Below are 26,143 nucleotides of genomic sequence, written 5' to 3'. Positions count from 1 at the left end.
ATGAGCCGATCCGGCCCCCTGCGGGCCGCGCATCCGGAAGGCGCGGCCCGCAACCGGCGCCGCAGCCCTCCTCCTCCGCCATTTTCGAGATCGCCGACCCGGTCGCGCCTCTGTCAACCGACTGATCGATCAGTGGAACGATCAGAGTTCGCGTGCAATTGCGAACAGGGGGCGAGGTTCGAGCGATCCGGCCAGGTTGGACGATCGCTCCTCAGGATTGGGAAGAGCCATGCCATCAACAGCCCGCTACATTCAGGAACTGACGGACCAACTTAGCCAATTGGCCAGTCAGGACGGAATGCGGGACCTCGCCTATCTGCTCAAGCTGGCATCCCAGGAAGCGCAGACCATGGTCGAGACGCCCCCGGCGCCCCCCGCGCCGCAGGCGCCCTCCGACGATCACGGCTAGACAGCCACCAAAACCGGGATCGCCCGGAGCCCGCGCCAAATGACCTACGGCGCGAAGAATGCCATTCGCCTGCCATGCACCGATCCGGCGAGGATCGCGCGAGCGGCGCGCCAACCCGGCCGCCGCGGCTGAAGCCAATGCGATTTCTTCGGAACACCGAACTGCAACCGGCAATCGGTCCGGTTCGCGATCGCCCCGGAACCACGGCCCTCCGCCCCGCGCAACGCGGCCGCGCCTCGCGCCGTCAACACCCACAACCGTCGGTTATGTATGGTTGTTGCATTGACGCTACAGCAGCTCCCCTTAACGTCAGGTAGGCTGATCTCGCAACCGTAACGACGGAGACACAAGGGGTACTTATGCGGGCTCTCTCAATTGCTGCACTCAGCGTTCTCATGGCATCGTCGGCCTTCGCCGCCGACCTGACCTACGAACCGGCGCCGGTCGCCGCTCCGCAAGCCTTCAGCTGGACCGGCTTCTACGCCGGCGTGCATGGCGGCTATGGCTGGGGTGACGTTGATTACAGCTTCCACGATGACGGCCACTACAACGACAATGCTGGCGACGTACTGGGCCATAGCATCGACGGAGGCGTGTTCGGCGGTCAGATTGGCTACAACTACCAGATCAACAACGTCGTACTCGGCATCGCCGCCTCGCTGAGCTGGTCGGACATCGGCAAGAGCGGCTTCGTCAGCCCCTATGATGAAGACGACATCTGGGAGACCAAGGTCGACTGGTTCGGCACGGTCACCCCGCGCATCGGCTACGCCTTTGACCGCGCCCAGATCTTCGCCAAGGGCGGCTTGGCGTTCGGCCGCGTCTCGAACTATGTTCACGACGACTCCGACTTCGTCGAAGCCAAGAACACCCGCACCGGCTGGACGGTGGGAGCCGGCGCCGAATACGCAGTGACCGACCATGTCCTGCTCGGCATCGAGTACAATTACGTCGATCTCGGCAGCTACAACATCAACCAAGACAACACGAATTTTGGCGGCGGCAACGCTGGCGGCTTCACCAATCACGACGTGGATACCAAGTTCAGCACGGTCACCGCGACAATCGGCTACAAGTTCTGAACGGCCGCCGGCTGTCCAGTCAGGAGGGCGCCATCGGCGCCCTCTTTCTTTTTTGATGCGATAGGTCGCGCCCCTTGGCGAAGACGGCATAGCCGCCGATGAAACAGGCCGCACCCAGGCCGACTCTCGACCAGTGCGTGATGCGGCGGCCGGTCGCGAACAGCGGCGCGCCCGGCCGCATCGGCGCATGCGGAAGCGCGATCCGCGCCGACAGGGCAACCATCGAAAATGGAATAACGATTACAAGATGTTACGCCGTGGCGTAAAAAGAGAAGGTGGTGCGGGCGGTCGGAATCGAACCGACACTCCTTTCGGAACCGGATTTTGAGAGACCGAATATCCCCTATCCTTTATCTATCCGGGGGTATCCGATTTCCCGATAACCGATTGCAAGCACTAGCTTTTCTCGGATATCGCATCATCCATACCTAACCGGATTTACGCCACGGTTGGATTTCTAGGTGCTCCTATTTTGCACCTGATTTCCAGCCTCAACGGAGGTTAGGGAATGCCCAAAATCAAGCTCACAAAGACCGCTGTCGACGCCGCGAGTGCGCAGGGGCGCGATTACGAACTCAGGGACACGATAGTCCCTGGGTTTCTGGTAAAGGTTACGCCGACAGGTCGCAAGACCTTCATGCTGGCCTACGTTGCGAACAACGGTCAACGCCGAAAGCCCGCCATCGGACGCTACGGCGAAGTGACCGTCGAGCAGGCTCGAAATATCGCTCAGGATTGGTTGGCCGAGGTCCGACGCGGTGTCGATCCGAGCGCGGAGCGCGAGGCTGCGCGCAAAGCGCTTACGGTGAAGGAGCTGTTTGATCGCTTCATCACGGAGTATTCGGAGGGCCGGAATAAACCTTCGACGGTGAAGTCGAACCGTGGATACGGGAAGCGCTACATTCTTCCGATCCTGGGGCAGCTCAAGGTGCCCGACGTGACGCGCGCGGACATCGCGCATCTGATGAAGAAGATGTCGAAAAGCCCGACGAACGCCAACCGGGTGCTCGCCGCCGTGCGGAAGATGTTCAACATGGCCGAGGTGTGGGGCCTTCGACCGGATGGGTCCAATCCGTGCCGTCACATTCCCAAATTCCCCGAGCGCGGAAAGACACGGCTTATCCCCGACGCGGAATTGCGGAAACTCTATGAGTACCTCGACCGTGCAGAGGCCGAGGGCTTGGAACACCCGTTCATTTTGCTCGCCGTTCGGCTTCAGTTCGAGTTTGCGGCTCGCATGTCCGAAATCCTCGAGATGCGTTGGGAGTGGGTTGATTTCGATAATCGCCGTGTTGTTTGGCCAGACAGCAAGACCGGCGGAATGTCCAAGCCCATGAGCGCCGAGGCTCTGCGCCTTTTCGAGACCGCGCCTCGACTAGAAAGTTCGCCGTTCGTTTGCCCTTCGATTTTCGACCCCGAAGCGGCAATGTCAAAACACACCTACTATCATGGCTGGCGGCGCATCCTCTCGCGTGCAGGAGTGCAGCACATCGGAACGCATGGCATTCGCCACCGCGCGGCGACCGACATCGCAAATTCCGGAATCCCGGTGAAGGTCGGCATGGCCCTCACGGCGCACAAGACGGTCACGATGTTCATGCGCTACGTCCACACGGAAGACGATCCGGTAAGGGCGGCGGCCGAGGCGGTGGCTCAGCGGCGGCAATCCGTGGTGGCCAGCGCCCCTGTACCCACCACTCCACCCGCCCTCGTGATCCAGCAGCCGGTGGAAGTCGTTGCGGCAGCTCCGGCCGAAGCAGCGCCCCCGGCCCGACTGGCGCCGGATGGGAAACCGCTTGGCTTCGAAGACGGTAGCTACACGTCTAGGACGCGCCTGGGGAACTATCGCCCCTATCGTCATCGTTCCGGCGAAAATCGCGCCACGCCTCCGGGCACCAAACCCGTGCCCACCAAGGAGGTGAAACATGTCTAAACAGGCGCGCCGTGGATCTAGCTGGCCTTCGACCGAGCTGTTGCAGCGAGCGACATTCGTGGACGACGCCGGTCCGGTTCGCTTCGTCGATACCGAGGCTGCGGCGCGCTATCTCGCCCTCGATGCCCATACGCTCGAGTGCTACCGCTCCCTCGACAGCGGACCGGCGTTCTACAAGTTCGGCCGTTATGTCCGCTATGCAGTCACCGACCTCGACGCCTGGGCGGAAAGCTGCCGACGTTCGACATCGGCCTCGCCGCATGCGCCGCGGGTCCTTCCCGTTGACGCAACATAGCCTGAAAGCTATATCATGTGGGAAGTCCAATTCCATGCAGCCTTCGAAGCTGAGGTTTTGGCCTACGAGCGCGACGTTCGCATCGCCTTGATCGCCGTCACCAAGCTGTTGGCCGATTACGGCCCTCAGCTTGGCCGGCCCTATGCGGACACGCTCAAAGGTTCGAAGCACTCAAATATGAAGGAACTGCGCTTTGAAGCAGCCGACGGCGAATGGCGCGCAGCCTTCGCCTTCGACCCGCAGCGACGGGCAATCCTGCTCGTCGCCGGCGACAAATCCGGCGGAAGTCAGAAATTCTTCTATCGTCGTATGGTCGCCAAAGCGGATTTCAGGTTTTCCGAACATCTGGAAAAACTGAAACCCGGAAAGAAGGGAAAGTAAAATGGCGCGGAGCCTGAACGATATAATCGCCAGTCTGCCTCCGGGCGAGCAGGAGGAGATCGAAGCGCGCTATCAGGACCTCAAGCAGGAAGTAGAGGGTCTTCGAGAGCTGCGGCGGATCGCAGGAAGGGCGCAGGAAGACGTCGCGACTGCCCTCAAGATCAAGCAACCCTCAGTCTCGAAAATCGAGAAGCAAGCCGACATGTACCTGTCGACCCTGCGCGGCTATGTGGAGGCAATCGGCGGGAAGTTGGAGCTTATCGTCAAGTTGCCGTCTCGACCGCCGGTCACAATACAGCACCTTGGTGACCTTGCTCTCTCGGAAGGTCCAAAATCGGCCAGGCGCGGCACTACGAAGTCATAATACCAACGGCCTCGGGTTTTGACTCAAGAGGGTAGCCACGGAGCTTTTGTGGTGATTCCGTTGGCGCGAGGAGGATTCGCGCCATGCCTGCCGCCGTCTCCCTGAGGAGTGATTTTACCGCTGCAGCCCTTCGACGCCTTGCGGCAGCCTCGCGTCACGCCAGGCAGAGCCGGCGCCTTCTCTCCCTGGCGGCCGTGCTGGATGGTATGAGCCGGGATGCGGCCGCCCGGATCGGTGGCATGGACCGCCAGACGCTGCGCGACTGGGTTCACCGCTTCAACGAGCACGGCCCCGACGGGCTGATGGACGTCCGTGGCAAAGGCCATGCGCCGCGGCTTTCGGCGGATCAGATCGCCGCATTCGCAACCATCGTCGAAACCGGGCCCGACCCCATAGTCGACGGCGTAGTCCGCTGGCGCCGGATCGACCTGAAGCGGGTGATCGAGGAACGCTTCGGCGTGGTCTATCATGAGCGCACGATCGGCAAGCTCCTCAAGCAGATCGGCTTTTCCCATATCAGCGCGCGGCCCCATCACCCGGCTCAGGACGAGCGGGTGGTCGAGATGTATAAAAAAACTTCGCAGCGACGCTGAAGGCCCACCTCGCCCATGTCCCGAAACGAAAGCGGATCGAGATCTGGTTCCAGGACGAGGCCCGGATCGGCCAGAAGAACGGCCTGGTTCGGCAATGGGCGCGACGCGGAACCAGGCCGCGCCAGCCCGCGGATCAGCGCTACGAGAGCGCCTACCTCTTCGGGGCGATCTGTCCGGCTCGTGGCGTCGGGGCAGCTCTCGTCATGCCCTTCGCCGATACATGGGCCATGCAGGCCCATCTCGACGAGGTCGCTGCGACCGTCGCCAAAGGGGCGCATGCCGTCCTGCTGCTTGATCGCGCCGGGTGGCACACCACCGAAAAACTCATCGTGCCGAAGAACCTCTCCCTCGTCTTCCTGCCGTCACGCTCCCCGGAGCTCAACCCGGTCGAGAACATCTGGCAGTATCTGCGCGCCAACTGGCTCTCAAACCGCGTCTTCGGCACCTATGTCGATATCCTCGATGCCACCTGCGAGGCCTGGAACAAGCTCACGGCGCAGCCCTCCGTCATCGCTTCCATCGGCACCCGGAAATGGGCTCATGTCGGTCAAAACTGAGGGCCGTTGGTATAAGACCTTGCGCTTGGCGTGAATGGGGGACAATCTGTACACTGAGGGGGCTCGTCGCTGGCGGTTCCCCGTGAGATCAGGTGGCAAATAACTAATTCCAGCCCTCTTCGGGGCGCATATTAGCAGGGAGGCGCCGGCCCCCTGCCGCTGGTTACTAGCCGACCGTGATCGTCGGGACAAAAGCCTGCGCAGTTCGGTTCTGGTCGTAGAGTTTCATCGCGAGATCCGCTTTCGGCATCCATACTCGCCCCGTCTCAACCGCTACGGACGCCGGCACTACCGGGAAGACATGCAACAACACGCCTTCCCCGTGATAAGCCTTAATCCGGTTGAATAGGTCGCGCAGCAAATGCTTGTAGGCGGCGAGGTCGTCTTTCCGTCGCATGATGTCATTGCCGGGCTGGTCGCAGGTAATTGACCAGATGGCAGTATTTTCGCCCAATACCGAGGTAATGCGGTCGTCATTCACCGTGGCGCTCAGGGCCAACTTCAACGCGACCGGCACGTCCTTCCTGCCGCCATACTCGTTGACTTTGTAGGCAATGCGCGGCTGGTCGGGCAGCCATTTCCAGGTGTCCGGTTCGCGGTGCTTTTGATGCACCGAGACCGGTACTATGTCGCCAAGAAGCGTCCCGAGACGGATGAGCAACGGCTGCGGCGCCAACGCGAAGACGCTGAGTTGGCGAATTTCCCGCTGCTCGATGCGTTCCTTGATTTTGCGGGCGAAAAGGCGCTCGAGGTTCTCGTTCTGCTCGGTCCAGTAGACTTCTTCGTGATCCTTGCGCTCCGACCCGATCAACTCGATGTCGATTGTCCGGCCTTCGGCGGGATGGTGATCCGGAGGCATGGCGCTGAAGATCGAACGGGTTGTTACCAAGGAGTCACGCTGGCCAATAGTCGCCGCGAACCTGACGACATGGGAGACACGGTCGACATCCATGTCGGTAACGATCTCGATGCGGTCCTCATGCTCCGCTTTCATGGCCAGGAGGACATCCTCGGGGTAGTCGGCCAGATAGTCCACATCGATCGCCTTATGGTGGACGGGACACATCAGCATCAGGTTGTCGATGTCTTGCGCAAGCAGTGGCGATCTCACGGGATCACCCCTGGGACCTCCAGCCTCGTCGGCGACGATGTGGGCGATATAACCGAACTTGCCCGTACGCTTGCCGGCGATCAAGTCACCGATCAGGAGCTTGTTGCATCCACGAAACTGACACCGCCCCCCAGCCTTTGCCCAAAGCGCATTTGCAACTTTTGGTGGAATAGCAGTCTTAGACATGTCGCCCCTCCAATTGCCGACGCCTTCAGATGAATCTTCTTTTCGGTCGTGACACCGGGTCGTCGATCATCTCGACGCGTTGCGGACTTTGGCCGCGCATGAACAGGTACGTTCCCACCTGCAGCATCACGAACATCCGCAGCCGAACGATCATCAAGACCGAGAAGTCGATGTTTCCGGCGTCCTCGACCATCGCTTGCATGGTCCTGATGTCGGTCGTGCTGGGGCTCACCGGAAAGCGTGGATGGGAATGCCATTCCCCCAAGTAGTTGAAACGACTGAAGTCGTTGCCATTCTTCTCGAAGAAGGCTTCCAGTGCCTGTGCGTGCAGTTCCGGACGACGCTCGAAGTACGCGCTCTCGCCGCCCCTCGGGTCCACAGTGACGTCCACGACCCGAAATCGCCCTTCGTCGTCGAGTTGCTCGGCAAGCAGCAACCCCCCGGTTTCCCGGCGCCCTGATAAGGACAGTTCCTTGCAAATCTTCTTGCGAACAGAGCTAGGCAGGGCGATCTGCATCTTGGGCCTGTTCGGGGAAGAGGAGGGTCACGAGCTCTTTCAGTTTCACTTCGTCGGGCGACGATCCCGCGTCCCAGCCTTCCGTGCCGGTATAGGTGATGGGGTGCGTATCGAATGGGGCAGTGAATATCCAACCTTCCCCGAGGCCGACTGCATACGCCGGTGCGGGGAACTGGCTCCCCCCGCCGCGAAGCGTGTCGATCGCGAGCCGCGCTAAGTGACTGGCAATTACGGAAACGTCGGCATCGTCTGCGATCAACGGGGCCTGATCTGCCCGCAGGATGCCGTACTCCATCTGTCGAGAGGGCATCTCCCACTCGACGCCCTTGCCGTCACACCACGTCAAGATTTGGCGGCGCGCCACGTCGGGAGCCGGATCGTGACCGGGTCGGGACCGCGCAACGATTCCGCCGATCCCTCCCCCGAACACCTCGCCCCATACCATTGGACGGCCCTTGAATCTCGCGGCAGCAGCAGCGAGGCCGAAAACAGTCGCGTCCGCCGTAGCGTCGATGATCAGGTCACAGTTGGAAAGCGTCTCCAGCGCGGTGGCGGTCCACTCGGAACTCTCCTGGCCACCAAGGTTCACTATCTGCACCGTGATCTTCGCCTCGGGGGCAATCTCGAGCAGCCGTGCCCGCAGTGCCTTGGCCTTGTGCGCCCCGACACCACGCCAATCCAACTCGTTCCTCACCAGGTTGCCGGGAGAGAGAATGTCGTCGTCGAACAGTTCGAGCTTCCGGGCACCCGATCGCACAAGCATTGCTGCTGTTCTCGATCCGAGTGACCCGCATCCGATCAGCGCGATCCGTTTGTCGGCCAGCGCCGCGTTCATGGTGGGCAGTCGCTGTTGGTCGGCATCGATAACAAACGTGGCGTAGCCGTAATCCTGAACGACACCATCGGCCTTGCGGTAGACCATCGCCAACCACGCGGTTGTGTCATCTACCAGCAGGTAGGTTCCAGGCGGCCACGCCGGATATTCAGTGGTGATGCCCGCAGACTTGAGGGCAACCTCCAGGGTCTTTTCGGTGGCCGGTCCCGGAAATTTTAGACCCCGTGGAATACGAACTGCGGTGCCTTTGTAGTTGGATGCAGTCGAGACCGGCTTGCTCCGATGCCATATCCGATCACCGTCTCCACCCAGGGCGGTCAGATGGGCAACCGCGGCTTCGCCATAATAGTGTTCTTCGACCTCGATCGGCTCCGTGTGGCCATCAGCCATCGCCTGGATTAGTCGCAATGGTTCATCGGGTATGACCAGCCTGAGATAGCTCCCGCGAAGACGCTGGCCTTCGGATACGGCATGAGCTGACGGAACCCCGTGACCCGCCAGCTCCGCGCTCTCCCCAACGAGTAGTCGATGGGCGCTTTCGATCATCATCGCGCCAGTCCAACTAAGCTCCCAGTTGTCGGGTCGATACTCCAGGCAAAGTTCGCCTGACAGACCATATTGATGCCCGGATAGGCGCTCGCCGTCCGCGTTGAATACCAACGGCGGGATAGAAGGGAAGAAGTCTGGGTAGTGCATCACGAGACGCCACCTGGATTCGGCTTCGACAATCTCAAAATCCAGGAGCAACTTCAGGCCGTCGAGGCGCCACCGTGCGTTCTGAAGCCAGTCGGCAGACTGCTCGAGCCGAGCGATCGCAAGCCGCTCCGACAGGCCCCGGTCCGGATCCGAAACCCACCAGATCATCTGCCGCCGAACCCTGCCGGTTTGCCCGGAACGCGCGCCGCCGCAGGGAAGGTTGGTGCAGCCGCGGCGGCGGATGCTGCCGTAGCGGGACGCAGGAGCGATGAAGCCGGCTTTGGTGCCGCACGATCCCTGGCCCTCTCGGCAAGGCCACGGCCGATGCGGGGAGCAACGGAGTCGGTGATCATCTGACGACTGGTCACCTGCGCTGCATAGAAGAAGTCTCGCCGGGCTGCTTCCAGCCATTCGAAGAACGCCGCCCGGCGTTCCGGATGATCGGCCCATTTGTCGGCGAAGTTCTCGAGTGGATCAGACGGGTTAGGTATGTAGGACCGGACGCCATCGAAGTCGATGAAGCGGTGCATGTTGGCCAGGATCGAAACGAGGGCTTGGCCGATTGTTTCCTCGCCTTCGTATGCGTGGGCGGACAGGGTCGTGAGGATGACAGAGATCGGTTTGACATCCTTGCGTTCCGCGAACATCTGATCGCGATGCCGTTTCAGGATCATGATCGCCTGTTGCAACGGGGTGACTACCCGGTATTCGGGAATGCTCTCAACGCTGGCTTGGGCCGCTTCGGCAAGCTTGCGGCGCTTGCGCGCGAAAGCCACAGCCATCCGCGAACGGAACCAGTTGGCATAGCCCTTCGGGTTGGAGCGGGGCCATTCGGTGGTAGGCTGATAAAACAGTGGGTGCTTGTTGTCCGTGATGGCGATCGCCGTGCCGGCCCACTGCGCGTCTAGGCCGCGAGACTCCAGCAACAACCTTGTGGACGCGCCATTTGGCAGCGCCGGCACGATATCCATGTGGAATTGGGCACCGTCGGCATATTCGAGCGTCCAGCAACGACGGCCTTCGCCGAGCGGCTTCACCATCGCCTGTGCCGTGCGATACGCCTCGATCTCGACCCGAAGCAGTTCCTTAAGCGCATACTGGGTCAACTGTTCCTTCTTCAGGGCGGTCAACTCGCAAACCGAGTCGATGTCATACTGGCCGTTTTCGTCCTCGGGCTTGATGACTGTGCCCAGCCGGAACGAACCCTGCGAGTAGACCTGCGGGTCGTACTGTTTCACCTTCGAAGCGTCACGATGCAGCCACTTGCCTAAAGACTCGTACCGAGCGACCGCCTGCTCGTATCTGGCGGGTGAGATCGTGAGCTCGTCTGCCAGCGCCTCGAGGTAGCCCTCGGCTTCCTTAGTAATCGTAACCATCGTGTCCTCATCCTGCAGACCCAGTGATGAGCACGACCACCGGTGCCCGCGCCAGATGGCGCATGTCGTTCGACAACTCGGATCGGCTATGCCTAAAGCCGGACCGGGTGCGTCGCGACAAACGAAGCAGAATGGATAGTGCCCCCACGGCAATTACCGCCTACCAATAACATGTAGGCTGGCGCCAAAGGCCGATCAAGGGGGGCGCTGCTATATGTCTTGCCATTAGCGGCTTTGGAGTTGCTCGCTTCTTAAGGAATGGCGAATATCGATCACATCGTCGAGAGAAAAATGGAAGAACTAGACCGCGTCACTCGGGAAGCCACGGCAGTTATTGATGTTATCTATTTTCATTTGCCTGTGGATGGAGGTGACCCTGTCTATAGAGAGCGCGTCTACTGTTACGAACTGATATCATCAGATGAGGTCGATCTGCGCTCGGTTCTACCGGCAGCTCATCGCAAAAGCGGATCTCCGGTTTTCCGAGCATGTGGAAAGCCTGAAATCCGCAAAGAAGGGACGTTGAGATGGCACGGAGCCTGAATGAAATCATCGCCGGGCTTCCTGCTGACGAACAGGCAGCTATCGAGGCGCGCTATCAGGAATTGCGGCAGGAGGTAGAGAGTCTGCGCGAGCTTCGCCAGATCGCCGGCAAGGCGCAGGAAGACATCGCCTCGGCCCTCAACATCAAGCAGCCGTCGGTGTCCAAGATCGAGAAGCAGGCGGATATGTATCTCTCGACGCTACGCAGCTATGTCGAAGCCATCGGCGGCAAGCTCGAACTCACGGTGAAGCTGCCATCGCATCCGGCGTTTCATCTCCATAGCCTGGGTGACATGACCATGGGCGAAAGCGCTGGCGTTCGCACTGTGGCCCGCCGTCGAAAGCAGGCCGGAACAAGGTGAGCAGTTGAGGTGAAGGGGGAAAGCCTTCCCCCTGGCCGGCGCCGAGGTCGCCGGCACACCCCCTTCTGCGGGGAGACCCCGCAACGCCCCCTGTAGAGTGAGAGTGCGGACGGGTTTTCCGTGACGGGTTGAGGACCGGGAGAGAGTCTTCCGGCGCCCGTCGCGGAGAACCGCGATGTCCAGACATGATCGCACCCCTTGCACCGGCGTCGACCGGGCGAACCTCTATGACGAAATCACCGACAAGATCATCGCCGAGCTGGAAGCCGGCCGCGTCCCGTGGGTGCAGCCTTGGGGAACCTCGGCTGCCAAAGCCCCGCTCGGCCTGCCGAAGAACGCCGCGACCGCGCGCAGCTACAGCGGCATCAATGTCCTGATCCTCTGGGGCGCCGTCGTCGAACATGGCTTCCCCGGTCAGGGCTGGCTCACCTTTCGGCAGGCGCTGTCACTCGGCGGCCATGTCCGCAAGGGCGAGCGCGGCACCACCGTCGTCTATGCCGATCGCTTCACGCCGGAGGATGAAAAGCGCCGCGCCTTCGAGGCCGGCGAGAAAGCGCAGGCGATCCCATTCCTCAAGCGCTTCACGGTGTTCAATACGGCGCAATGCGACGACCTGCCCGACGACATCGAGGCGATCGTGCCTCCGCCGCCGCCCGGCATGATCGAGCCCCAGGTCGAGGCGCTGATCAAGGCGACCGGCATCGACTTCCGCATCGGTGGCAACAGGGCGTTCTACGTGCCGTCTCTCGACTATGTGCAGGTGCCGCCGCCGGCCGCCTATTTCGACCCGATCAACTGGCACCGGACGGCGCTGCACGAACTCGGTCATGCCAGCGGCGCAGCGCACCGGCTGAACCGGAATCTCTCCGGCTCCTTCGGCTCGAAGCTCTATTCGGTCGAGGAAATCACGGCCGAATTGACCTCGGCATTCTGCTGCGCTTCGCTCGGCATCGTCCCGACCGTGCGCCATGCCGACTACATCGGCTCCTGGCTGGAAGTTCTGCGCGAGGACAATCGCGCCATCGTCCGCTGCGCTTCGCAGGCGAGCAAGGCGGCGGACTGGCTCTTGTCCTTCCTGCCGGATGCCGAGCATCTTCCCGACACCGACGATATGCGGAGGGCCGCGTGATGAACGCGCTCGCTTTCCCCGGCTTCGTGCCCGATCCCTGCCTCGCAGCCGACATACAGTTGCGCGTGCTCAGTCTCGGTGCGGGCGTCCAGTCCACCACGCTCGCCCTGATGGCCGCTCATGGTGAAATCGGCCCCATGCCGGATTGCGCGATTTTCGCCGACACCGGCTGGGAGCCCAAGGCGGTCTATGAGCATCTCGCCTGGCTCAGAACGCCCAACGTCCTGCCGTTCCCCGTCCATATCGTGTCAGCCGGGAATTTGCGTGCAGACCTCATTGCGGCTTCGCGCGGTGAACGATGGGCTTCGATCCCGGCTTTCACCCGCACGGTCACGCCCGCCGGCTCCGAGCTGCCCGTCTATGATGAGGACGATAACGGCGACCTCGTTCCCGTCGGCTCCCGCATTCTGAAAACCGAGCGCATCGGCGTCGGCATGATCCGCCGGCAATGCACCTCTTCCTACAAGATCGTGCCGATCCGCCGGAAGGTGCGCGATCTGCTCGGCATAGCCGGACGGCGCTCGCCTGGATCGCCGGTCTCCGAGCAATGGATCGGCATTTCACTCGATGAGGCGCTGCGCATGAAGCCGTCGTTCGAGGACTGGCAGGTCAACCGCTGGCCACTGATCGAGCGGGGCATGACCCGGCACGACTGCCTGCGCTGGCTGGAGCGCCACGACTATCCCCGGCCACCCAAGAGCGCCTGCATAGGCTGTCCCTTTCATTCGGATGCCGCATGGCGGAGCCTGCGCGACAATGATCCCGAGGCGTGGGACGACGCCGTGTCGCTCGACGCCATGATCCGCACTGGCCTTCGCGGCATTCGTGGCGAAGTCTATCTTCACCGCTCTGCGGTGCCGCTGGAGGAAGCGGACCTGACGACGGCGGCCGGCCACGGCCAGCTCGATCTCTGGCAGAACGAATGTGAGGGGATGTGCGGAATCTGATCGGCTGAAAGCCGGAAATACGGAAAGCCGGATGCGTGCGTCTGCGACAATCCCGCGAGCATGGCGCGTGGCGCTGCCCTCCTAGAGTGAGAGGGCGGCGCTTCGCTTCGTGACGGATTGAGATCCGAGAGAGAGCCTCACGGAGTCCGTCATGGAGTGAAGACCATGGCCAAGGCCGCACGCAAGCAGACCCCCGCCGTCGCCCCAATGATCGAATTTTCGCGCGCGCGCGACATTCCGTTCAACCGTATCAGGCTTTCGGACAGCAATGTCCGCGAGATCGACGTCGAACAGGGCCTCGATGAGCTGACCCAGGACATCGACCGCCGCGAAGACCTCGTGATGGGCCTTAATGTCCGTGCCGTCCTCGACGATGCCGGCGCCGAGACCGGCGATTTCGAGACCCCGGCCGGCGGCAGGCGCTACCGCGCTATCGCCCGCCTGGTCGCGGCAGGCCGCTTCCCCGCCGATGGCTTGGTGCCCTGCCTGGTCAAGAAGGCCAATGCCAAGACCTCGGCCGTCGACGATTCCTACGCCGAGAACGTCATCCGGCTGGCGCTGCATCCGCTCGACCAGTTCAAGGCGTTCAAGCGCATGGTCGATGGCGGTATGTCCAAGGAGGAAGTCGCCGACGCCTATCGCACCACGCCGCGCTATATCGCCCAGCGGCTCCGGCTCGCCCGCGTCGCGCAGTCCCTGCTGGACGCCTATGCACGCAGCGAGATGACTCTGGCGATGCTGGAGGCGTTCACCGTCAACCCGGATCATGCCCGACAGGAACAGGTCTGGGAGGCGATCCAGCGTTCGCACAATCGCCAGCCCTGGAATATTCGCGATCTTCTCACCGAGACGACCGTGCCGACCGATGACAAGCGCGCGCAGTTCGTCGGAGTCGAAGCCTATGAGCAGGCCGGCGGCGTGATGCTGCGCGATCTCTTCTCCGACGAGGACGAAGGCTGGCTGGAAAACCCCGCGCTGCTCGACCGGCTCGTCTCCGACAAGCTCAAAGCCATCGCCGATGAAGTCGCGGCCGAAGGCTGGAAGTGGATCGAGGTCGATACCGATCTGCCCTACGGCCATGATCGCGGCCTTCGCGTCCTGACCGGCACGTTCCCCGATCTGAGCGAGGAGGAACGCGCCACCCGCGAGGCGCTGCGCGAGGAATATGAGCGGCTCGAGGCGGAACACGCCGATTACGACGAGTTGCCCGATGACATCGACACGCGCCTCGGCGAGATCGAGGCCGCGCTGAGCACCTTCGAGAACCGCCCGGCCATCTATGACGCTGCCGAGATCGCCCGCGCGGGCGTCTTCATCAGCATCGACCGCGCCGGCGAGCTTGTCGTTGCGCGCGGCTACGTTCGTCCCGAGGACGAGGCGCTCGTCACCGTCGACGGCGAGGAGGATGCCGGCGATGGCGAGTCCGATGCCGAAGGCGGCGCGGTCGCGGCCCAGGTCGGCGTGCAGCGCGCCGTCATCACCATCGGCGGCGAGCCGGTCGATGCGGAGGACGAGGAGGACGACAGCATCAAGCCGCTTCCCGAACGGCTGGTGATCGAACTCACCGCCCATCGCACGCTCGCGCTCCACGACGCGCTCGCCAACAACCCGCATGTGGCGATGACGGCGCTCCTGCACCGCATGGTCATGCAGCGTTATCACTACTCGGCGCCGACCGGCTGCATGGAGATCTCCGTGCGCCAGCAGCATTTCGGTGTGCAGGGCGGTGATCTCAGCGACACGCCCTCGGCCAAGGCCATCGACGAACGCTTCGACGCCTGGAAGGCCGATGTGCCCTCCGACGAAGGTGCGCTCTGGGACTGGATCGCCGCGCTCGACGACGCCAGCCGGATGGCGTTGTTGGCTCATTGCGTCAGCTATGGCGTCAACGCCCTCTACGAGCGGCCCAATCCGCACAGCGGTTCCGGCGTCTCGCAGTTCGGACTAGATCGTCGCCTCTCCGGTGCCGATCGCATCGCCCGCGCTACCGGCTTCGACATGGTGGCCGACGCCGGCTGGAGGCCCACGGTCGACAACTATCTCGGCCGCGTGACCAAGCCGCGCATCCTCGAAGCCGTCCGCGAAGGTGCGGGCGAGCGCGCCGCCCAGCTCATCAGCCATCTGAAGAAGGGCGACATGGCGAAGGAAGCCGAGCGCCTGCTGGCCGAAACCGGCTGGCTGCCCGAGCCGCTGCGCCTGGTGGACGTCGACGGTGACGCCGCGAATGCTGGCGATGCCGGTGACGGCGAGACCTTGCCGGACTTCCTGGCAGGCGATGGTGACGAGGATGAAGCCGCTGAGGCTGAAGACGAGCACGTCGCGCTCGTCGCGGCCGACTGATCGAAACATGCGCCCCATCATCCGGTGGGGCGCATTTTTCATGCTGGCCACAGCCAACCTTCCAGAGTGGAGAGAGGCAGAGGCCGGACGGCCTGGCCGTGACGGGTTACGAGGTGGAGGAGAGGCTTCCGCCGACCGTCGCGGAGTGAATCCCATGATCTTTTCCCGCCAATCCCGCGTCGCCTCGATCGGCGCCATTCTCGCCCGCCACGTCCTGCCGACCCTGCAGCGCGCACAGAAATTCCCGTTGCGCATCTCCTGCATCGGCACCGCCAGCTACGACGGCAGCAATGAAGCCGATGGTTTCGACCATATCCTCGTCATCGGCGAATGCCCGTCGCCCGAAGAGGCCATGTCGCTCGCCGGCCGCCGTCTCGCAGGCGGCGACATCCGCGCCGGAACCGACGACATGCTGCGCTTTCGCCCGCGCATCATGGTCATTCAGGATTGCGATCAGGGGCTCGTGCTCGCCGGAACGATCCGAGCCGGGATTATCCTCTGGCAGCAGCCGGTCGCATCCGACGCCGAGGCCAGCCAGATCGTGACCGAGGCCAGCAAACTGCGTGGCGCCGCCTTCGCCGCGGCCGGTCGCGGCGAGCACGGCCCGGCTCGCGAATATCGCTACCGCGCCAGCCAACTCGAAGCGCGGCTGGTCGATGCGCCGTGGCGCGAGACGGTCGCCGCGCTTCTGCGATTGCCGCTCGCCGCCTGACTTTCCGCCACGCTCTTTCATCCATTCGACCCGGCCATGCGCCGGGTTTCGTCGTTTCAGGAGCCAGTCATGGCCGAATATTTCACCCGCTTTTCCTGCCTGCTCGACGTGGGCACGCCCGACAATGCCGCTCGCGCGCTCGAAATCTACAACACGCTCGCCGCCGAGAACGCCGCCGAAGACCCGCCATCGGAAAGCTTTCTCCTTTCGATCGAGTCCGAGCATGGCGGCACGCAGCTCTGGATGCGCGACGATGCCACCGGCGATCCCGCGCGTGTCATCCAGTTCGTCCAGCGGTGCGCGGCGGCGTTCGGTCTCTCCGGCCGCTGGGGCTTCCAATATGCCAACACCTGTTCGCGGCCGCGCCTCGACGGCTTCGGCGGCGGCGCGCATGTCCTCGATCTCGCCACCGGCGAAACCATCGCCTGGATCTACACCGATGGCTGGCTTGCCCAGGTTCTCGATGGAGGCGCCCCCGATTCCTGAGATCATCGAAACGACCCTCTATCGGCTCGACGAGCTTTCCGATGACGCCAAGGACAATGCGCGGGCCTCGTATCGTGAAGGCTGTTTCGACCACGACCGGTATGAAACCGTCTCGGGGATTTCCAGCGAATCGCGGAAATCCTGGGCATCTCCCTCAAAATTCGGCTCGGCCGCCTCATGCTGGATCGCCTACCTCGCCGGATGGAAGCCGCGCGGAGAGCTGGATTTCCTTGTATAACGGTGAGGTCGCCCCAACCTTGCAGGCAGGTGCGCAGAGAAACACTACGGGCCGCCGATACGCTTGCAGTGCAGAGCCAAGAACGACGAAGCGGAGAACTACATCTACTCCATATCCCTCTAGAACCCTCTTTTGCGACAACGAGGTGAAATGCTCCTTTTGCTGGACGATGAAGCCTCACAGCCTGAAATACGGCCCCGCCATGTCTGGATGATCGTCGCCGACGAATCCATGATCATCGCGCCCGCCTGCAAACCTGCAGGCGGGCGCTTTCATAATCGGCGGGACCTGCCTCTCACCCTCCGACACTTGGAGCGCCTGGCCTGCCGAGAAAAGAGGCCCTGTCGCTATCGGTCTGACTCCGTCCGAGGCGTCGCGCAGAAGAAACAGCACGTCTAGGCCAAGGTGCTGGGCAAGCTCGGTCCCGGACGTCGGGCCGAGAACCGTCAACGCGGTCGCCCAGGCGTCGGCTTCAGCGCAGGTTCGCGCGACGACCGTGACCGAAGCGGGCGACGACAGCAGCGGCGCACCACGGCGCGGATCCATGGTGTGCGAGAGACGGCGACCGTTCACGACAGTCCAATGCCGGTAATCGCCAGAGGTAGCGACCGCAGCCTCCTGCAAAGCGAGGATGGAGTGCGGCGCTCGACGGGCCGTGTCGGGACTTTCAATGGCGATATTCCAAGGCTCACCGCCGGGACGCAGACCGAGCGCCCTCATCTCGCCGTCAATTCCCGCGAGGCCAGAAGTTATGCTGAAGCGCCCGAGGATCGCGGCCAGCCGGTCGACGCCATATCCCTTGGCAATGCCGTTGAGGTCGATGGCGATCGGCGCGCGCTTTCGCACCGTCGCGTGAACAGGATTGAGCTCGAGCGCCGCATGGGCGGGTTGGCGCGATGTCGCGAGTGCCTTCTGGATTAGGGCCCGGTCGGCCGCTTGCGGGCCAAAACCCCAGGCGCCGACAGCATCGCCCACGCCGATATCGAAAGCCCCGCCGGACGCACGACCGATTTCAAGCGCCAAGCGCAGCACGTCTGCCAGACGCGCCGGCACCTCGATCCAGTCGCCGACGGGACCGGCGTTCAACGTCATCAGGGCGCTGTCGGGCTTCCAGGTAGACATCTGCGCGTCCACCTCGTCCATTTCCGCCTGAAGAGCGTGCCGAACCGGCTCCGGATCGAACCCTGCCTCTGTGTAGAACAGCGCGGACCAGCGCGTTCCCATGGTGGGTCCGTTGAGCGCATGCCTCATCGGATCAGTAGACGTCTTCGACATAGCGTCCCTCCGCCTTGAGCAGGGCCGGCGTCAATCCGGCCGGCGCGAGAATCTCGGCAAGCGCCGTCGAAACGCCGACGGCCATATCCCGCCCACCACAGACCATGACCTTCGCGCCGCCGCGGATCAGGGCCGCGATCTGGGCAGCGTCCTCAAGAAGGGCGTGCTGGACATAGCGCGGCATCCGCCCACGCGAGCAGGCCCCGACGAGCCGGCGAAGACGTCCTTCGCGATGCCAGCGCGTCAGTTCGTCCTTGTAGAGGAAATCACTGGCAGGATGACGCATTCCGAAGAACAGGTGGATCGGACGGCGGCGCGCATTGGCGCGCACGAAGCCCGCCAGCGGCCCTATTCCTGTTCCAGCTCCGATCAGGATGAGCGGTGTCTTGCTCCTGCCGGCATGGAAGCCGGGATTGGTTCGGATGAATGCGCGAACGGCACATCCTGGCTCCAGATTGAAGAGCTGCCCGGAACAGAGCCCCGCCGGATGCTTCTTCACGACGATCTCGATGAAGCCGTCGCGCCGTCCCGAAGCCAGCGAGTAGAACCGGGGAACGGACGAGCCCTCGGGCAGCACGCCGAGAAGATCGCCTGCCGAAAACCGACCGAAGCCACGCCCGGCCAACCGATGCCAGAAGGGGACTTTGGGCAGCGCGAACCGCAGGATCACTGTCGGTGCTTGCACCTCCGCGCCGTATTCGCGTCGCGAAACGAGGGTCAGTGGGGAGGCCGCCGGCAAGGCTGGCCGATGGACAAGCTCCAGCCCGATCCCCATCGCCTCGCCCAGCGATCGTCCCCAACGGGCAAAATCCTGCGGCGACTGCCGGTCGACGGTTTCGTATGGGATGAGCGTGCTCCACCCTCGCGCCTCGGCGGCCCTCGCAACGACCTGGGCAAAAGCGCAGTAGGCCGGGAAGCTGCGGTCACCGAAGCCGAGCACGGCCACTGGAATGGCCGGTTCGGCCGGCAGGGCTTGCAGGCGATCGAGGAACTCCCGCGCCGAAGCGGGCGCATCGCCATCGCCATAGGTTGCCGCAAGGATGAGAACGCGCCGGGCATGCCGGTAACGCTCAGGATCGAATGACGACATCGGCGCGGTGTGAACCGCCTGCCCGAGCTTCGTCAGCGCGGCGTGCAGTGTCGCAGCGAAGCTCCATGTGCTGCCGCTCTCGCTGCCGACAAGCAGGATCGTTTCCGCACGTCCAGCCGTTACATTGCCGTGAATTCGTGGCCGCCCGCGCCGACCCGCCAGCCACAGGATGAGGCCGGTGCCCGCCATCGCCGGCACGCCGAGCGCCATCATGCCGAGCACGAGGCCCAAGGCGGCCGCGCCTCGACCGGTATGCAGCATATAGATGGTCTCCGAGAGACGCTGCCATCCGGTCAGGTCGCTCCAGGCCAGCAGCACGCCGGTGCCCTGATCCAGATAGCCCGTGCCGCGATCGGTCTTGAGCGTGAAGACATCCGTCGCATCGGCCGGATCGGGAAACGCCAGGCTGCGCAGTTCGGTGACCGGTGTCCGTTTCAGCAGGTCCATATGCGATGCGGCCATGCCGGCCCGGCCGCTCGCCTCGATCCGGGCAACGGGAGACGTGGCCGCGTCGGGAAGGAGATCGAATGTCGACGCCGTCATCCACAATGCAGTGACCGAGGACAAGACGAGGCCCACGACGGCGACGCGCGCGATCTCGACATGCAATCTTCCGGCGAGCGGCCCGCGTATCGGCGCGAACCATCGCCGCCAGCCGCCGGCCCTGCGGGCGACGAGCATGGTGCCGGACACAGCCAGGACCAGCATGGCGGCAGCGCCCACTGCCGCCGCGATACGCCCGCCGTCACCGAGAAAGAGCGACCGGTGCAGACCGGTAAGCCACTGCTCGACGGTATTCGGATCGCTGGAGGCGACACCCAGCCCTGTTGCGGGATCGATGATGGCGGCCTGAGGCACCCCATCCTCGAACCAGTAGGCGGTGATCTTGCCGGAGGGCGCGCGACGTATTTGTTCTATTTGAGGGTGGATGGCGAGGATACGTCCGGCCAGCGTCCCGACGGAAAGCCCTGCCTCGGCCTGCGGGGCGGACAACCGTTCGGCGGCGGGAAACAGCGAGAGTGCTGCACCGCTAAGGCTCAAGACCAGCAGAAAAAGAGCGGCCAGAAGGCCTGGCCAGCGATGGATGGCACGGATCATGTCGTCCACCGCCTAGAAGGAGTAGGCAACGGTCGAAACGTAGCGTCGACCGCGAACAGACGCCTTTGCGCCCGCAGTGGTCAGGGGAACGGCGACCTCGTTGGGGCTGTCACGCATGTCCTCCACGGCTGCGTCGACATGCAGCGTGTAACCTGCGTCGAAAAGCGCATCGGCAAGGTCGAGCGAGATCTCCAGCGTGCGCCCCGCACCGACGCTGGCGCCGGTAATGCCGTCGATACCGGCGCGGCCGCCAGTGGCGCGATACCAGCCCGATAGATGCTCGTAATATTTGGACTTGCCGCCAGCGACCCAGAGCGTGCCAGCATATTTGCCCTGGGGATCGGTGACATAGAGCGCGAGATAGGCGCCGTCGCCGCCATAGTTGGTCAGCGTTGTGGTCAATGTCACCGGCCGGGCCATGGCAAGGCCCGGCAGCGTGAGGGCGGTTGTCATGGCGAGAGCTGCGAGAAGCGATTTCATGTCGGCTTGCCTTCTGCGAGGAAACGATATCCGGGTCGTCACAGAGCGCCGACCCGTCCTCGTCACTCTGGCAACGCCGCCTGAGAGCTGCCTGACGGTCATCGGGATTTTCCGTCAGCACTTCGTCAGGAAGCATCGGACACGGTCAGGTCCACAGCAGATAGAGCAGCGGCCGGCCTGTTGGCAGGCCAGCCGCGAAAGCTCCGGGGACTGAACAAGTCGGCAGCCAGCCACGCTCCGCTCGGGCGCGTGATTCTGCCGCCGCGTTAGCGCGGGGACATCCGCTGCAACGTCCCGTCGCGCAGGACGTACTGGTGCCAGACCGCCATCGCGGCATGCAGTCCGGCGAGGTAGAGGATGATCGTGCCGGCATTCTCATGAATGTCCGCAATCAGGCCCGGTGCGCCCTGCACCCGCTCGGTGATCGCCGGAAGCTGGAAGCCGAAGAAGGAAACGGGAACACCGAGGCGCGAGGCGGCGTACCAGCCGCTCAACGGCAGGGCAATGAGGAACAGATACAGCAGCGCATGTCCGGCTTTGGCGGCAAGGGCGAGACGGCCATTGGACTGCGGCGCGTCCGGGGTTGCGCCCACAAGGCGCAGGATCAAGCGCGGAAGCACCAGGACGAGCACGGCCAACCCGAACGAGAAATGCAGCAAGGGCGGGTTTTCGGCCATATGACGGCCTCCCGTCGAGGTCAGCCAGGCCCCGAGGATCAGCAGGGCCGTCAGCCAGTGGATGACGATCATGCTTCTGGAATAACGGGCCGGATCATGAGGCATGGCGGAATCTCCTTGCGACGGTCGCAGTGCTTGAGCGACAGCGAGATGGGATTGTTACTTGATGGTGGTTTTGGGCCGCACGGTCGTCCCGAGCAGGGTGTTGGAGGATGTCCCGCCTGCGGCGTCGTTCTCCGAGGCCGGCAGCCGCTGACGCCTCGATCCGTGACGGTCGTCATCGCGATCCCTGTGCCGGAACTTGACGATTTCGAGGGTTTCCGGATCGACCTTGGCCTTGAAGGTGAGGCCGTTCCGGTCGGTTCCCCGGATTTCGTAACAGCCGTCGTCGATCTTGATCCTGGCAACGGTCCAGCCTTGACCGGAGGCCATCGTTTCGACCGCTTCCCGCGGCTTCCATCGATCCATCGAGACATGGCAATCGTCGTCGTCAGCCTTGGCGATACCGGGACCGGAAAACGCCAGAACGAGGATCGCGGCCAGCAAATGTTTCATCGTTTCATTGTTCCTGATCAACGCGCTTTCGGGGGGAACCATGGCACGCTCTCCTGACGAACGCCTGAAGCAGCGATGGGGCGGTCTTCAGCAAACCGACAGCATCGGACGCTAGGCAGGAGGATGGCGAGACGGGTGACCTTGGGATGAGAGTTCTACTGATCGAAGACGATGCAATCCTCGGAAAGGCCGTGCGCGAGCAGGTCGCGGCTCTCCACTCGGTGGACTGGGTGACACGGCTCGATGCGGCGCGCGAACATCTCCAAAGCGCGGCATACGATCTTATCCTGCTCGACCTTATGCTCCCGGACGGACTGGGCATCGCCTTTCTCAAAAAGCTTCGAGCCGAGGGCAGTGTGACACCGGTCATCATCCTGACGGCGCTCGACCAGATCTCCGACCGCATCGCGGGCCTCGATGCCGGTGCCGACGACTACATGATCAAGCCGTTCGATCTGTCTGAACTCTCCTCGCGGCTGAATGCCGTGGCGCGGCGATATAGCGGCAACCCGAATCCTCTCATTGAGATCGGCGACCTGCGCATCGATCTCGCCGCCCGGACCGTGATGCACGGTGCGCGCCCGGTCGAGCTTACCGGGCGCGAATGGGCGTTGTTCGAAGCATTTCTGCAGCGGCCCGGCATCGCGATGACCAAGGCGCAGCTCGAAGACCGGCTCTATGCGTTCGGCGCAGAGGTCGAGAGCAATACGATCGAGGTTCACGTCAGCAGACTGCGCAAGAAGCTCGGCCACGGCGCGATCGATACAGTGCGGGGCATCGGGTATCGTCTTGGAATAGCAAGATGATGCGGCCCAGGAGCCTGCAATGGCGGCTCTCGCTATGGCTGGGGCTGGGGCTAACCGTGTTGTGGGCGCTTGCCGCAGTCGTGACCGCGCAGATGCTGCGCCATGAAATGGACGAGGTGTTCGACAGCGCCCTTGAAGAGACGGCGCAACGCATCCTGCCGCTTGCGGCGATCGAGATCATCGGGCGCGATGCCGATGACACCGAACAGCGCGTTGCCACGCTCCGCCAGCATGATGAGTATTTCACCTATGTCGTGCGCGATGCGTCAGACAAGGTTCTGCTGCGATCGCACAGCGCCGACCTCGCTGCATTCCCGCCGTTTTCCGGGATGGGCTTTGCCACGACGCCGACGCACCGCCTCTACTCCGACGCGACCCTCCAGCAGAACCTGACCATCACCATCGCGGAGCCCCTGTCGCATCGCCGGATAACCGCCGGACGATTGTTGCTCGGGCTGAGCCTGCCGCTGGCCGTCATTGTCCCACTCGGCTTGATCGGCATCTGGGTCATTGTCCGGCTGTCCATGACCCCGGTTCGAACCTTCCGCTCGCAGATCGAGGCGCGCGGCGGCGGTGATCTGACACCCATCGACGCGGAGGACCTGCCTTCCGAGATTGGCCCCGTCGCCAAAGCAGTCAATCACCTCCTCGACCGATTAACGCGCACCTTGCAGGCCGAGCGCAGCTTGGCGGCCAAATCGGCCCATGAGCTGCGGACACCGGTGGCGGCAGCACTGGCACAGGCGCAACGCATGATCGCGCAAGCGCCGGACACCGCCACGCGCGAGCGCGCCGAGGATATGCAGACCGCCCTGCGGCGCCTTTCTCGCCTCACCGAGAAACTCATGCAACTGGCGAGAGCCGAGGGGGGACGCCTTTTCGCTGAAGTGCCTGTCGACATCGGCGCCATCCTGCGGATGGTCGTGAGCGAATTCGACGGGCAGGTCGAGATGGCAGGGCGCATCGACCTGACGCTGCCAGACGCTCCGGTATTCTCAAGCATCGACGCCGACGCCTTCGCCATCCTGGCCCGGAACCTGATCGAAAACGCCCTCAAATATGGCGTGCGGGACGAGCCAGTCGCCGTCACCTTGTCGGCAGACGGCTGTCTGCGCGTCACGAACGCCGGCCCGGTCGTGCCTCCCGCAGTGCTTGCGCGGCTGAGCGAGCCCTTCGAGCGCGGTCAGGCCCTGGTGCGGGGGGCCGGCCTCGGACTCGCCATCGCCCGGACCATCGCTGCCGGAACAAATGGACGGATAGAACTCCAATCTCCCGCGAGCGGCAGAATTGACGGGTTTGAGGCAAGGTTCTTCATAGACAAATCATCATCAACATTCGATGCCAGATGCTGAAAGGCAACTCCGGAGACTATGGACACTGACGCCCTGCTCAGCCGCCTTGCGGTATCTCTTTCGATCGGTCTGCTGATCGGCCTGGAGCGTGGATGGCATACCCGCAACGAGGAAGACCATCAGCGCGCGGCAGGTCTACGAACGTTCGCGCTGACCGGTCTCACTGGCGGCATTACCGGCGCTTTGGCCCGGCAATTCGACTCAGGCCTTGTGATCGGTCTTGTCTTCCTCGGGTTCACCGCGGCATTCGCCTCCTACCACTGGCTCGAAGCGCGGGCCGAACGAAATTACAGCGCGACATCCGTCATCGCCGGCATAGCCACGTTCCTGTTGGGAACGCTTGCCGTCGTCGGCGACCTTGCAGCCGCCATCGCCGGGGCTGTTGCCACGGCTGTGCTGCTTGCCCTGCGCGAGCCGTTGCATCGTTGGGTCGCATCGCTGAGCTGGAATGAGATCCGGTCGGGCCTGACGCTTCTGGCCATGACCTTTCTCATGCTGCCAATCCTGCCGAACAGGCCGGTCGATCCCTGGGGCACCGTCAATCCATATGAGATCTGGTTGCTGACCATCCTGATCGCCGCGGTCTCCTTCGCCGGCTACGTCGCCGTCCGCGTGTTTGGGGACCGCCTTGGCGTCCTGATGACGGCAATTGCTGGCGGCCTCGCCTCTTCGACAGCGACGACCTTGACCCTGGCAAGGCTTGCCCGCCGGCACCCGGAGTCCAGCACGCTGCTTTCCTGCGGCGTGCTTCTTTCCGGCTTGACCATGATCATCCGCGTTGCAGTCGTGGCGACGGCCTTGAACCCAAGCTTGATTCCGCATCTCAAATGGCCGTTGCTCATCGGCGGTGGCGTGCTCGCCATCGGCGCCGGGCTCCTACTAATGCAGAGTCGCGACTCTTCTGAGCAGCTGGGCCTTACGATCACCAACCCGCTGGAATTGGTGCCTGCCCTGAAAATGGGGACGCTCATCACCGTGGTCATGGTGGTGTCGCATCTGCTTCAACAGTCATTCGGAAATGCCGGCGTCCTGGTGACAGCCGCCGCTTCGGGCATCGCCGATGTGGATGCGATTTCGATCTCCATGGCCCGCCTGGCGTCGCATTCGATCGAGCCCGGTCTTGCGGCAGATGCGATCCTGATCGCCGTGGCCATGAATACACTTGTCAAAGCCGTGATGGCGGCATGGGTCGGAGGCTCAAGGATCGGCGGGCCCGTCGGCGCCCTTAGCGTGCTCGGCCTTGCGGCCGGCATGGCAGCGTCTCTGTATCTTGGCCGTTCGTGAATTGAAGGGGAGATTGCGGCCGGGCATGCGGCCACACTTGGGCCTTAATGGGCCGGTCTGGTCGGCTGTAAGCGACGGTTTCGGGGAGAGTGGCGTCGCAGATCTCCCCGAAATCGGGTAATGCAAGCGGGGCAGCCAAGCGCGGCCGCGCTGTCCCCTCACGCGTTGCGGAGCGATGCCACGATCTTGTCTTTTAACATCAGCCGCTGGCGGCGCAGATCGGCCTCGGCTGCTTCGGAAATGGCGTCGAGACGTGTCTCGGACCGATGAATCTTGTCGTTCACCGCGTCATATTCCGTCAAAACATGCGCAAACTCCGGGCTTTTCGCCTTCAGGGCATGAATGGCGTCCATCTGGTCTGGGAATTCGTCGCCAAGAGTGTGAGGTGTATTCGACAAGGTTCTTTCTCCTTTTTCTGCAATTTCGCCCCGGCG

26 protein-coding genes and 1 pseudogene are annotated in these 26,143 nt (G+C 63.1%); 17 read left to right on the top strand and 10 right to left on the bottom strand.

Annotated elements, in window-relative coordinates:
• Positions 1-229: 229 nt before the first annotated feature.
• The 7 genes from G539_RS0111150 to G539_RS26695 all read left to right on the top strand — a co-directional run bounded on the left by G539_RS0111150 (position 230) and on the right by G539_RS26695 (position 5,614).
• Positions 230-409, top strand: coding sequence for a hypothetical protein (locus G539_RS0111150; RefSeq protein WP_029075278.1), 180 nt, complete (start codon positions 230-232; stop codon positions 407-409).
• A gap of 395 nt (positions 410-804) precedes the next feature.
• Complete coding sequence (locus G539_RS0111145) at positions 805-1,491, top strand: outer membrane protein (RefSeq protein WP_051231292.1); 687 nt, start codon at positions 805-807, stop codon at positions 1,489-1,491.
• Positions 1,492-1,999: 508 nt separating this feature from the next.
• Entirely contained in the window at positions 2,000-3,424 is a 1,425-nt protein-coding gene (locus G539_RS0111135; RefSeq protein WP_029075275.1) for a tyrosine-type recombinase/integrase, read from the top strand.
• Positions 3,417-3,719 (top strand): helix-turn-helix domain-containing protein, encoded by a 303-nt coding sequence (locus tag G539_RS24455; protein ID WP_029075274.1) that lies wholly within the window; start codon positions 3,417-3,419, stop codon positions 3,717-3,719. The genes G539_RS0111135 and G539_RS24455 overlap by 8 nt, the downstream gene beginning before the upstream one ends.
• A 12-nt stretch (positions 3,720-3,731) precedes the next feature.
• Positions 3,732-4,100: a type II toxin-antitoxin system RelE/ParE family toxin gene (locus G539_RS0111125; RefSeq protein WP_029075273.1), complete on the top strand. Its 369-nt coding sequence runs from the start codon at positions 3,732-3,734 to the stop codon at positions 4,098-4,100.
• A 1-nt stretch (position 4,101) separates the two neighbouring features.
• Positions 4,102-4,464, top strand: a complete 363-nt coding sequence (locus tag G539_RS24450; protein WP_029075272.1) for an XRE family transcriptional regulator — start codon at positions 4,102-4,104, stop codon at positions 4,462-4,464.
• Between the two features lie 83 nt (positions 4,465-4,547).
• A protein-coding gene (locus tag G539_RS26695; protein ID WP_156911931.1) for an IS630 family transposase occupies positions 4,548-5,614 on the top strand; the annotation gives its coding sequence in 2 pieces (ribosomal slippage) (positions 4,548-5,034 and positions 5,034-5,614; 1,068 coding nt in all).
• Between the two features lie 166 nt (positions 5,615-5,780).
• On the opposite strand, the gene G539_RS0111105 is transcribed toward G539_RS26695, so the two are convergent.
• The 4 genes from G539_RS0111105 to G539_RS0111090 are packed head-to-tail and all read right to left on the bottom strand — an operon-like array spanning position 5,781 to position 10,335.
• The gene (locus G539_RS0111105; RefSeq protein WP_029075269.1) at positions 5,781-6,911 is read right to left on the bottom strand and encodes an SAVED domain-containing protein; all 1,131 of its coding nucleotides are present in this window, start codon (positions 6,909-6,911) and stop codon (positions 5,781-5,783) included.
• 25 nt (positions 6,912-6,936) lie between these two features.
• The gene (locus tag G539_RS0111100) at positions 6,937-7,428 is read right to left on the bottom strand and encodes a M67 family metallopeptidase (protein ID WP_029075268.1); all 492 of its coding nucleotides are present in this window, start codon (positions 7,426-7,428) and stop codon (positions 6,937-6,939) included.
• On the bottom strand, positions 7,409-9,127 hold the full coding sequence (locus G539_RS0111095) for a ThiF family adenylyltransferase (protein WP_029075267.1): 1,719 nt from the start codon (positions 9,125-9,127) through the stop codon (positions 7,409-7,411). Before G539_RS0111095 ends, G539_RS0111100 begins: the two co-directional genes overlap by 20 nt.
• On the bottom strand, positions 9,124-10,335 hold the full coding sequence (locus G539_RS0111090) for a nucleotidyltransferase domain-containing protein (protein WP_029075266.1): 1,212 nt from the start codon (positions 10,333-10,335) through the stop codon (positions 9,124-9,126). Before G539_RS0111090 ends, G539_RS0111095 begins: the two co-directional genes overlap by 4 nt.
• A gap of 527 nt (positions 10,336-10,862) precedes the next feature.
• Between G539_RS0111090 and G539_RS24440 the strand changes: the two genes are divergently transcribed.
• The 7 genes from G539_RS24440 to G539_RS0111055 all read left to right on the top strand — a co-directional run bounded on the left by G539_RS24440 (position 10,863) and on the right by G539_RS0111055 (position 17,092).
• Positions 10,863-11,240, top strand: coding sequence for an XRE family transcriptional regulator (locus G539_RS24440; RefSeq protein WP_084639941.1), 378 nt, complete (start codon positions 10,863-10,865; stop codon positions 11,238-11,240).
• A gap of 175 nt (positions 11,241-11,415) precedes the next feature.
• A complete protein-coding gene (locus tag G539_RS0111080; protein WP_029075265.1) occupies positions 11,416-12,369 on the top strand; it encodes an ArdC family protein in 954 nt (317 codons plus the stop codon).
• Entirely contained in the window at positions 12,369-13,316 is a 948-nt protein-coding gene (locus G539_RS0111075; RefSeq protein ID WP_035830975.1) for a hypothetical protein, read from the top strand. Before G539_RS0111080 ends, G539_RS0111075 begins: the two co-directional genes overlap by 1 nt.
• Positions 13,317-13,481: 165 nt before the next feature.
• Complete coding sequence (locus G539_RS0111070; protein ID WP_029075263.1) at positions 13,482-15,656, top strand: ParB/RepB/Spo0J family partition protein; 2,175 nt, start codon at positions 13,482-13,484, stop codon at positions 15,654-15,656.
• Positions 15,657-15,663: 7 nt separating this feature from the next.
• On the top strand, positions 15,664-16,368 hold the full coding sequence (locus G539_RS0111065) for a hypothetical protein (RefSeq protein ID WP_245576859.1): 705 nt from the start codon (positions 15,664-15,666) through the stop codon (positions 16,366-16,368).
• A 69-nt stretch (positions 16,369-16,437) separates the two neighbouring features.
• Positions 16,438-16,854, top strand: coding sequence for a hypothetical protein (locus G539_RS0111060; protein WP_029075261.1), 417 nt, complete (start codon positions 16,438-16,440; stop codon positions 16,852-16,854).
• Positions 16,808-17,092, top strand: a complete 285-nt coding sequence (locus G539_RS0111055) for a hypothetical protein (RefSeq protein ID WP_425402353.1) — start codon at positions 16,808-16,810, stop codon at positions 17,090-17,092. The genes G539_RS0111060 and G539_RS0111055 overlap by 47 nt, the downstream gene beginning before the upstream one ends.
• 327 nt (positions 17,093-17,419) lie before the next feature.
• Here G539_RS0111055 and G539_RS24435 read toward each other — a convergent pair.
• From G539_RS24435 to G539_RS24430, 5 genes and pseudogenes are all read right to left on the bottom strand, one after another.
• Positions 17,420-18,367, bottom strand: a pseudogene (locus G539_RS24435) (FAD:protein FMN transferase); the annotation flags it as partial.
• Positions 18,348-20,555 carry a PepSY domain-containing protein gene (locus G539_RS0111045; RefSeq protein ID WP_029075259.1) on the bottom strand — a complete coding sequence of 736 codons (2,208 nt, stop codon included), beginning with the start codon at positions 20,553-20,555 and terminating at the stop codon, positions 18,348-18,350. The gene G539_RS0111045 and the pseudogene G539_RS24435, both read right to left, overlap by 20 nt.
• Positions 20,556-20,567: 12 nt before the next feature.
• Positions 20,568-21,035 (bottom strand): DUF2271 domain-containing protein, encoded by a 468-nt coding sequence (locus tag G539_RS0111040; protein ID WP_029075258.1) that lies wholly within the window; start codon positions 21,033-21,035, stop codon positions 20,568-20,570.
• Between the two features lie 266 nt (positions 21,036-21,301).
• Entirely contained in the window at positions 21,302-21,817 is a 516-nt protein-coding gene (locus tag G539_RS0111035; RefSeq protein WP_029075257.1) for a cytochrome b, read from the bottom strand.
• Positions 21,818-21,871: 54 nt separating this feature from the next.
• Complete coding sequence (locus tag G539_RS24430; RefSeq protein WP_051231291.1) at positions 21,872-22,309, bottom strand: PepSY domain-containing protein; 438 nt, start codon at positions 22,307-22,309, stop codon at positions 21,872-21,874.
• Between the two features lie 104 nt (positions 22,310-22,413).
• Here G539_RS24430 and G539_RS0111025 point away from each other — a divergent pair, with 104 nt between their 5' ends.
• Genes G539_RS0111025 through G539_RS0111015 form a run of 3 tightly spaced genes read left to right on the top strand, consistent with a single transcriptional unit; the run spans position 22,414 to position 25,709 of the window.
• Positions 22,414-23,073, top strand: coding sequence for a response regulator transcription factor (locus G539_RS0111025; protein ID WP_029075256.1), 660 nt, complete (start codon positions 22,414-22,416; stop codon positions 23,071-23,073).
• Positions 23,070-24,425 carry an ATP-binding protein gene (locus tag G539_RS0111020; protein ID WP_029075255.1) on the top strand — a complete coding sequence of 452 codons (1,356 nt, stop codon included), beginning with the start codon at positions 23,070-23,072 and terminating at the stop codon, positions 24,423-24,425. The genes G539_RS0111025 and G539_RS0111020 overlap by 4 nt, the downstream gene beginning before the upstream one ends.
• A gap of 18 nt (positions 24,426-24,443) precedes the next feature.
• Positions 24,444-25,709 carry an MgtC/SapB family protein gene (locus G539_RS0111015; RefSeq protein ID WP_029075254.1) on the top strand — a complete coding sequence of 422 codons (1,266 nt, stop codon included), beginning with the start codon at positions 24,444-24,446 and terminating at the stop codon, positions 25,707-25,709.
• A gap of 158 nt (positions 25,710-25,867) precedes the next feature.
• On the opposite strand, the gene G539_RS0111010 is transcribed toward G539_RS0111015, so the two are convergent.
• Positions 25,868-26,107 (bottom strand): HP1242/YdcH family protein, encoded by a 240-nt coding sequence (locus tag G539_RS0111010; protein ID WP_023513018.1) that lies wholly within the window; start codon positions 26,105-26,107, stop codon positions 25,868-25,870.
• Positions 26,108-26,143 lie beyond the last annotated feature (36 nt).

Source organism: Kaistia adipata DSM 17808 (assembly GCF_000423225.1).
Classification (GTDB): domain Bacteria; phylum Pseudomonadota; class Alphaproteobacteria; order Rhizobiales; family Kaistiaceae; genus Kaistia; species Kaistia adipata.
The sequence above is the reverse complement of the archived record's forward strand: the minus strand, read 5'-3'. Positions and strand labels throughout refer to the sequence as shown.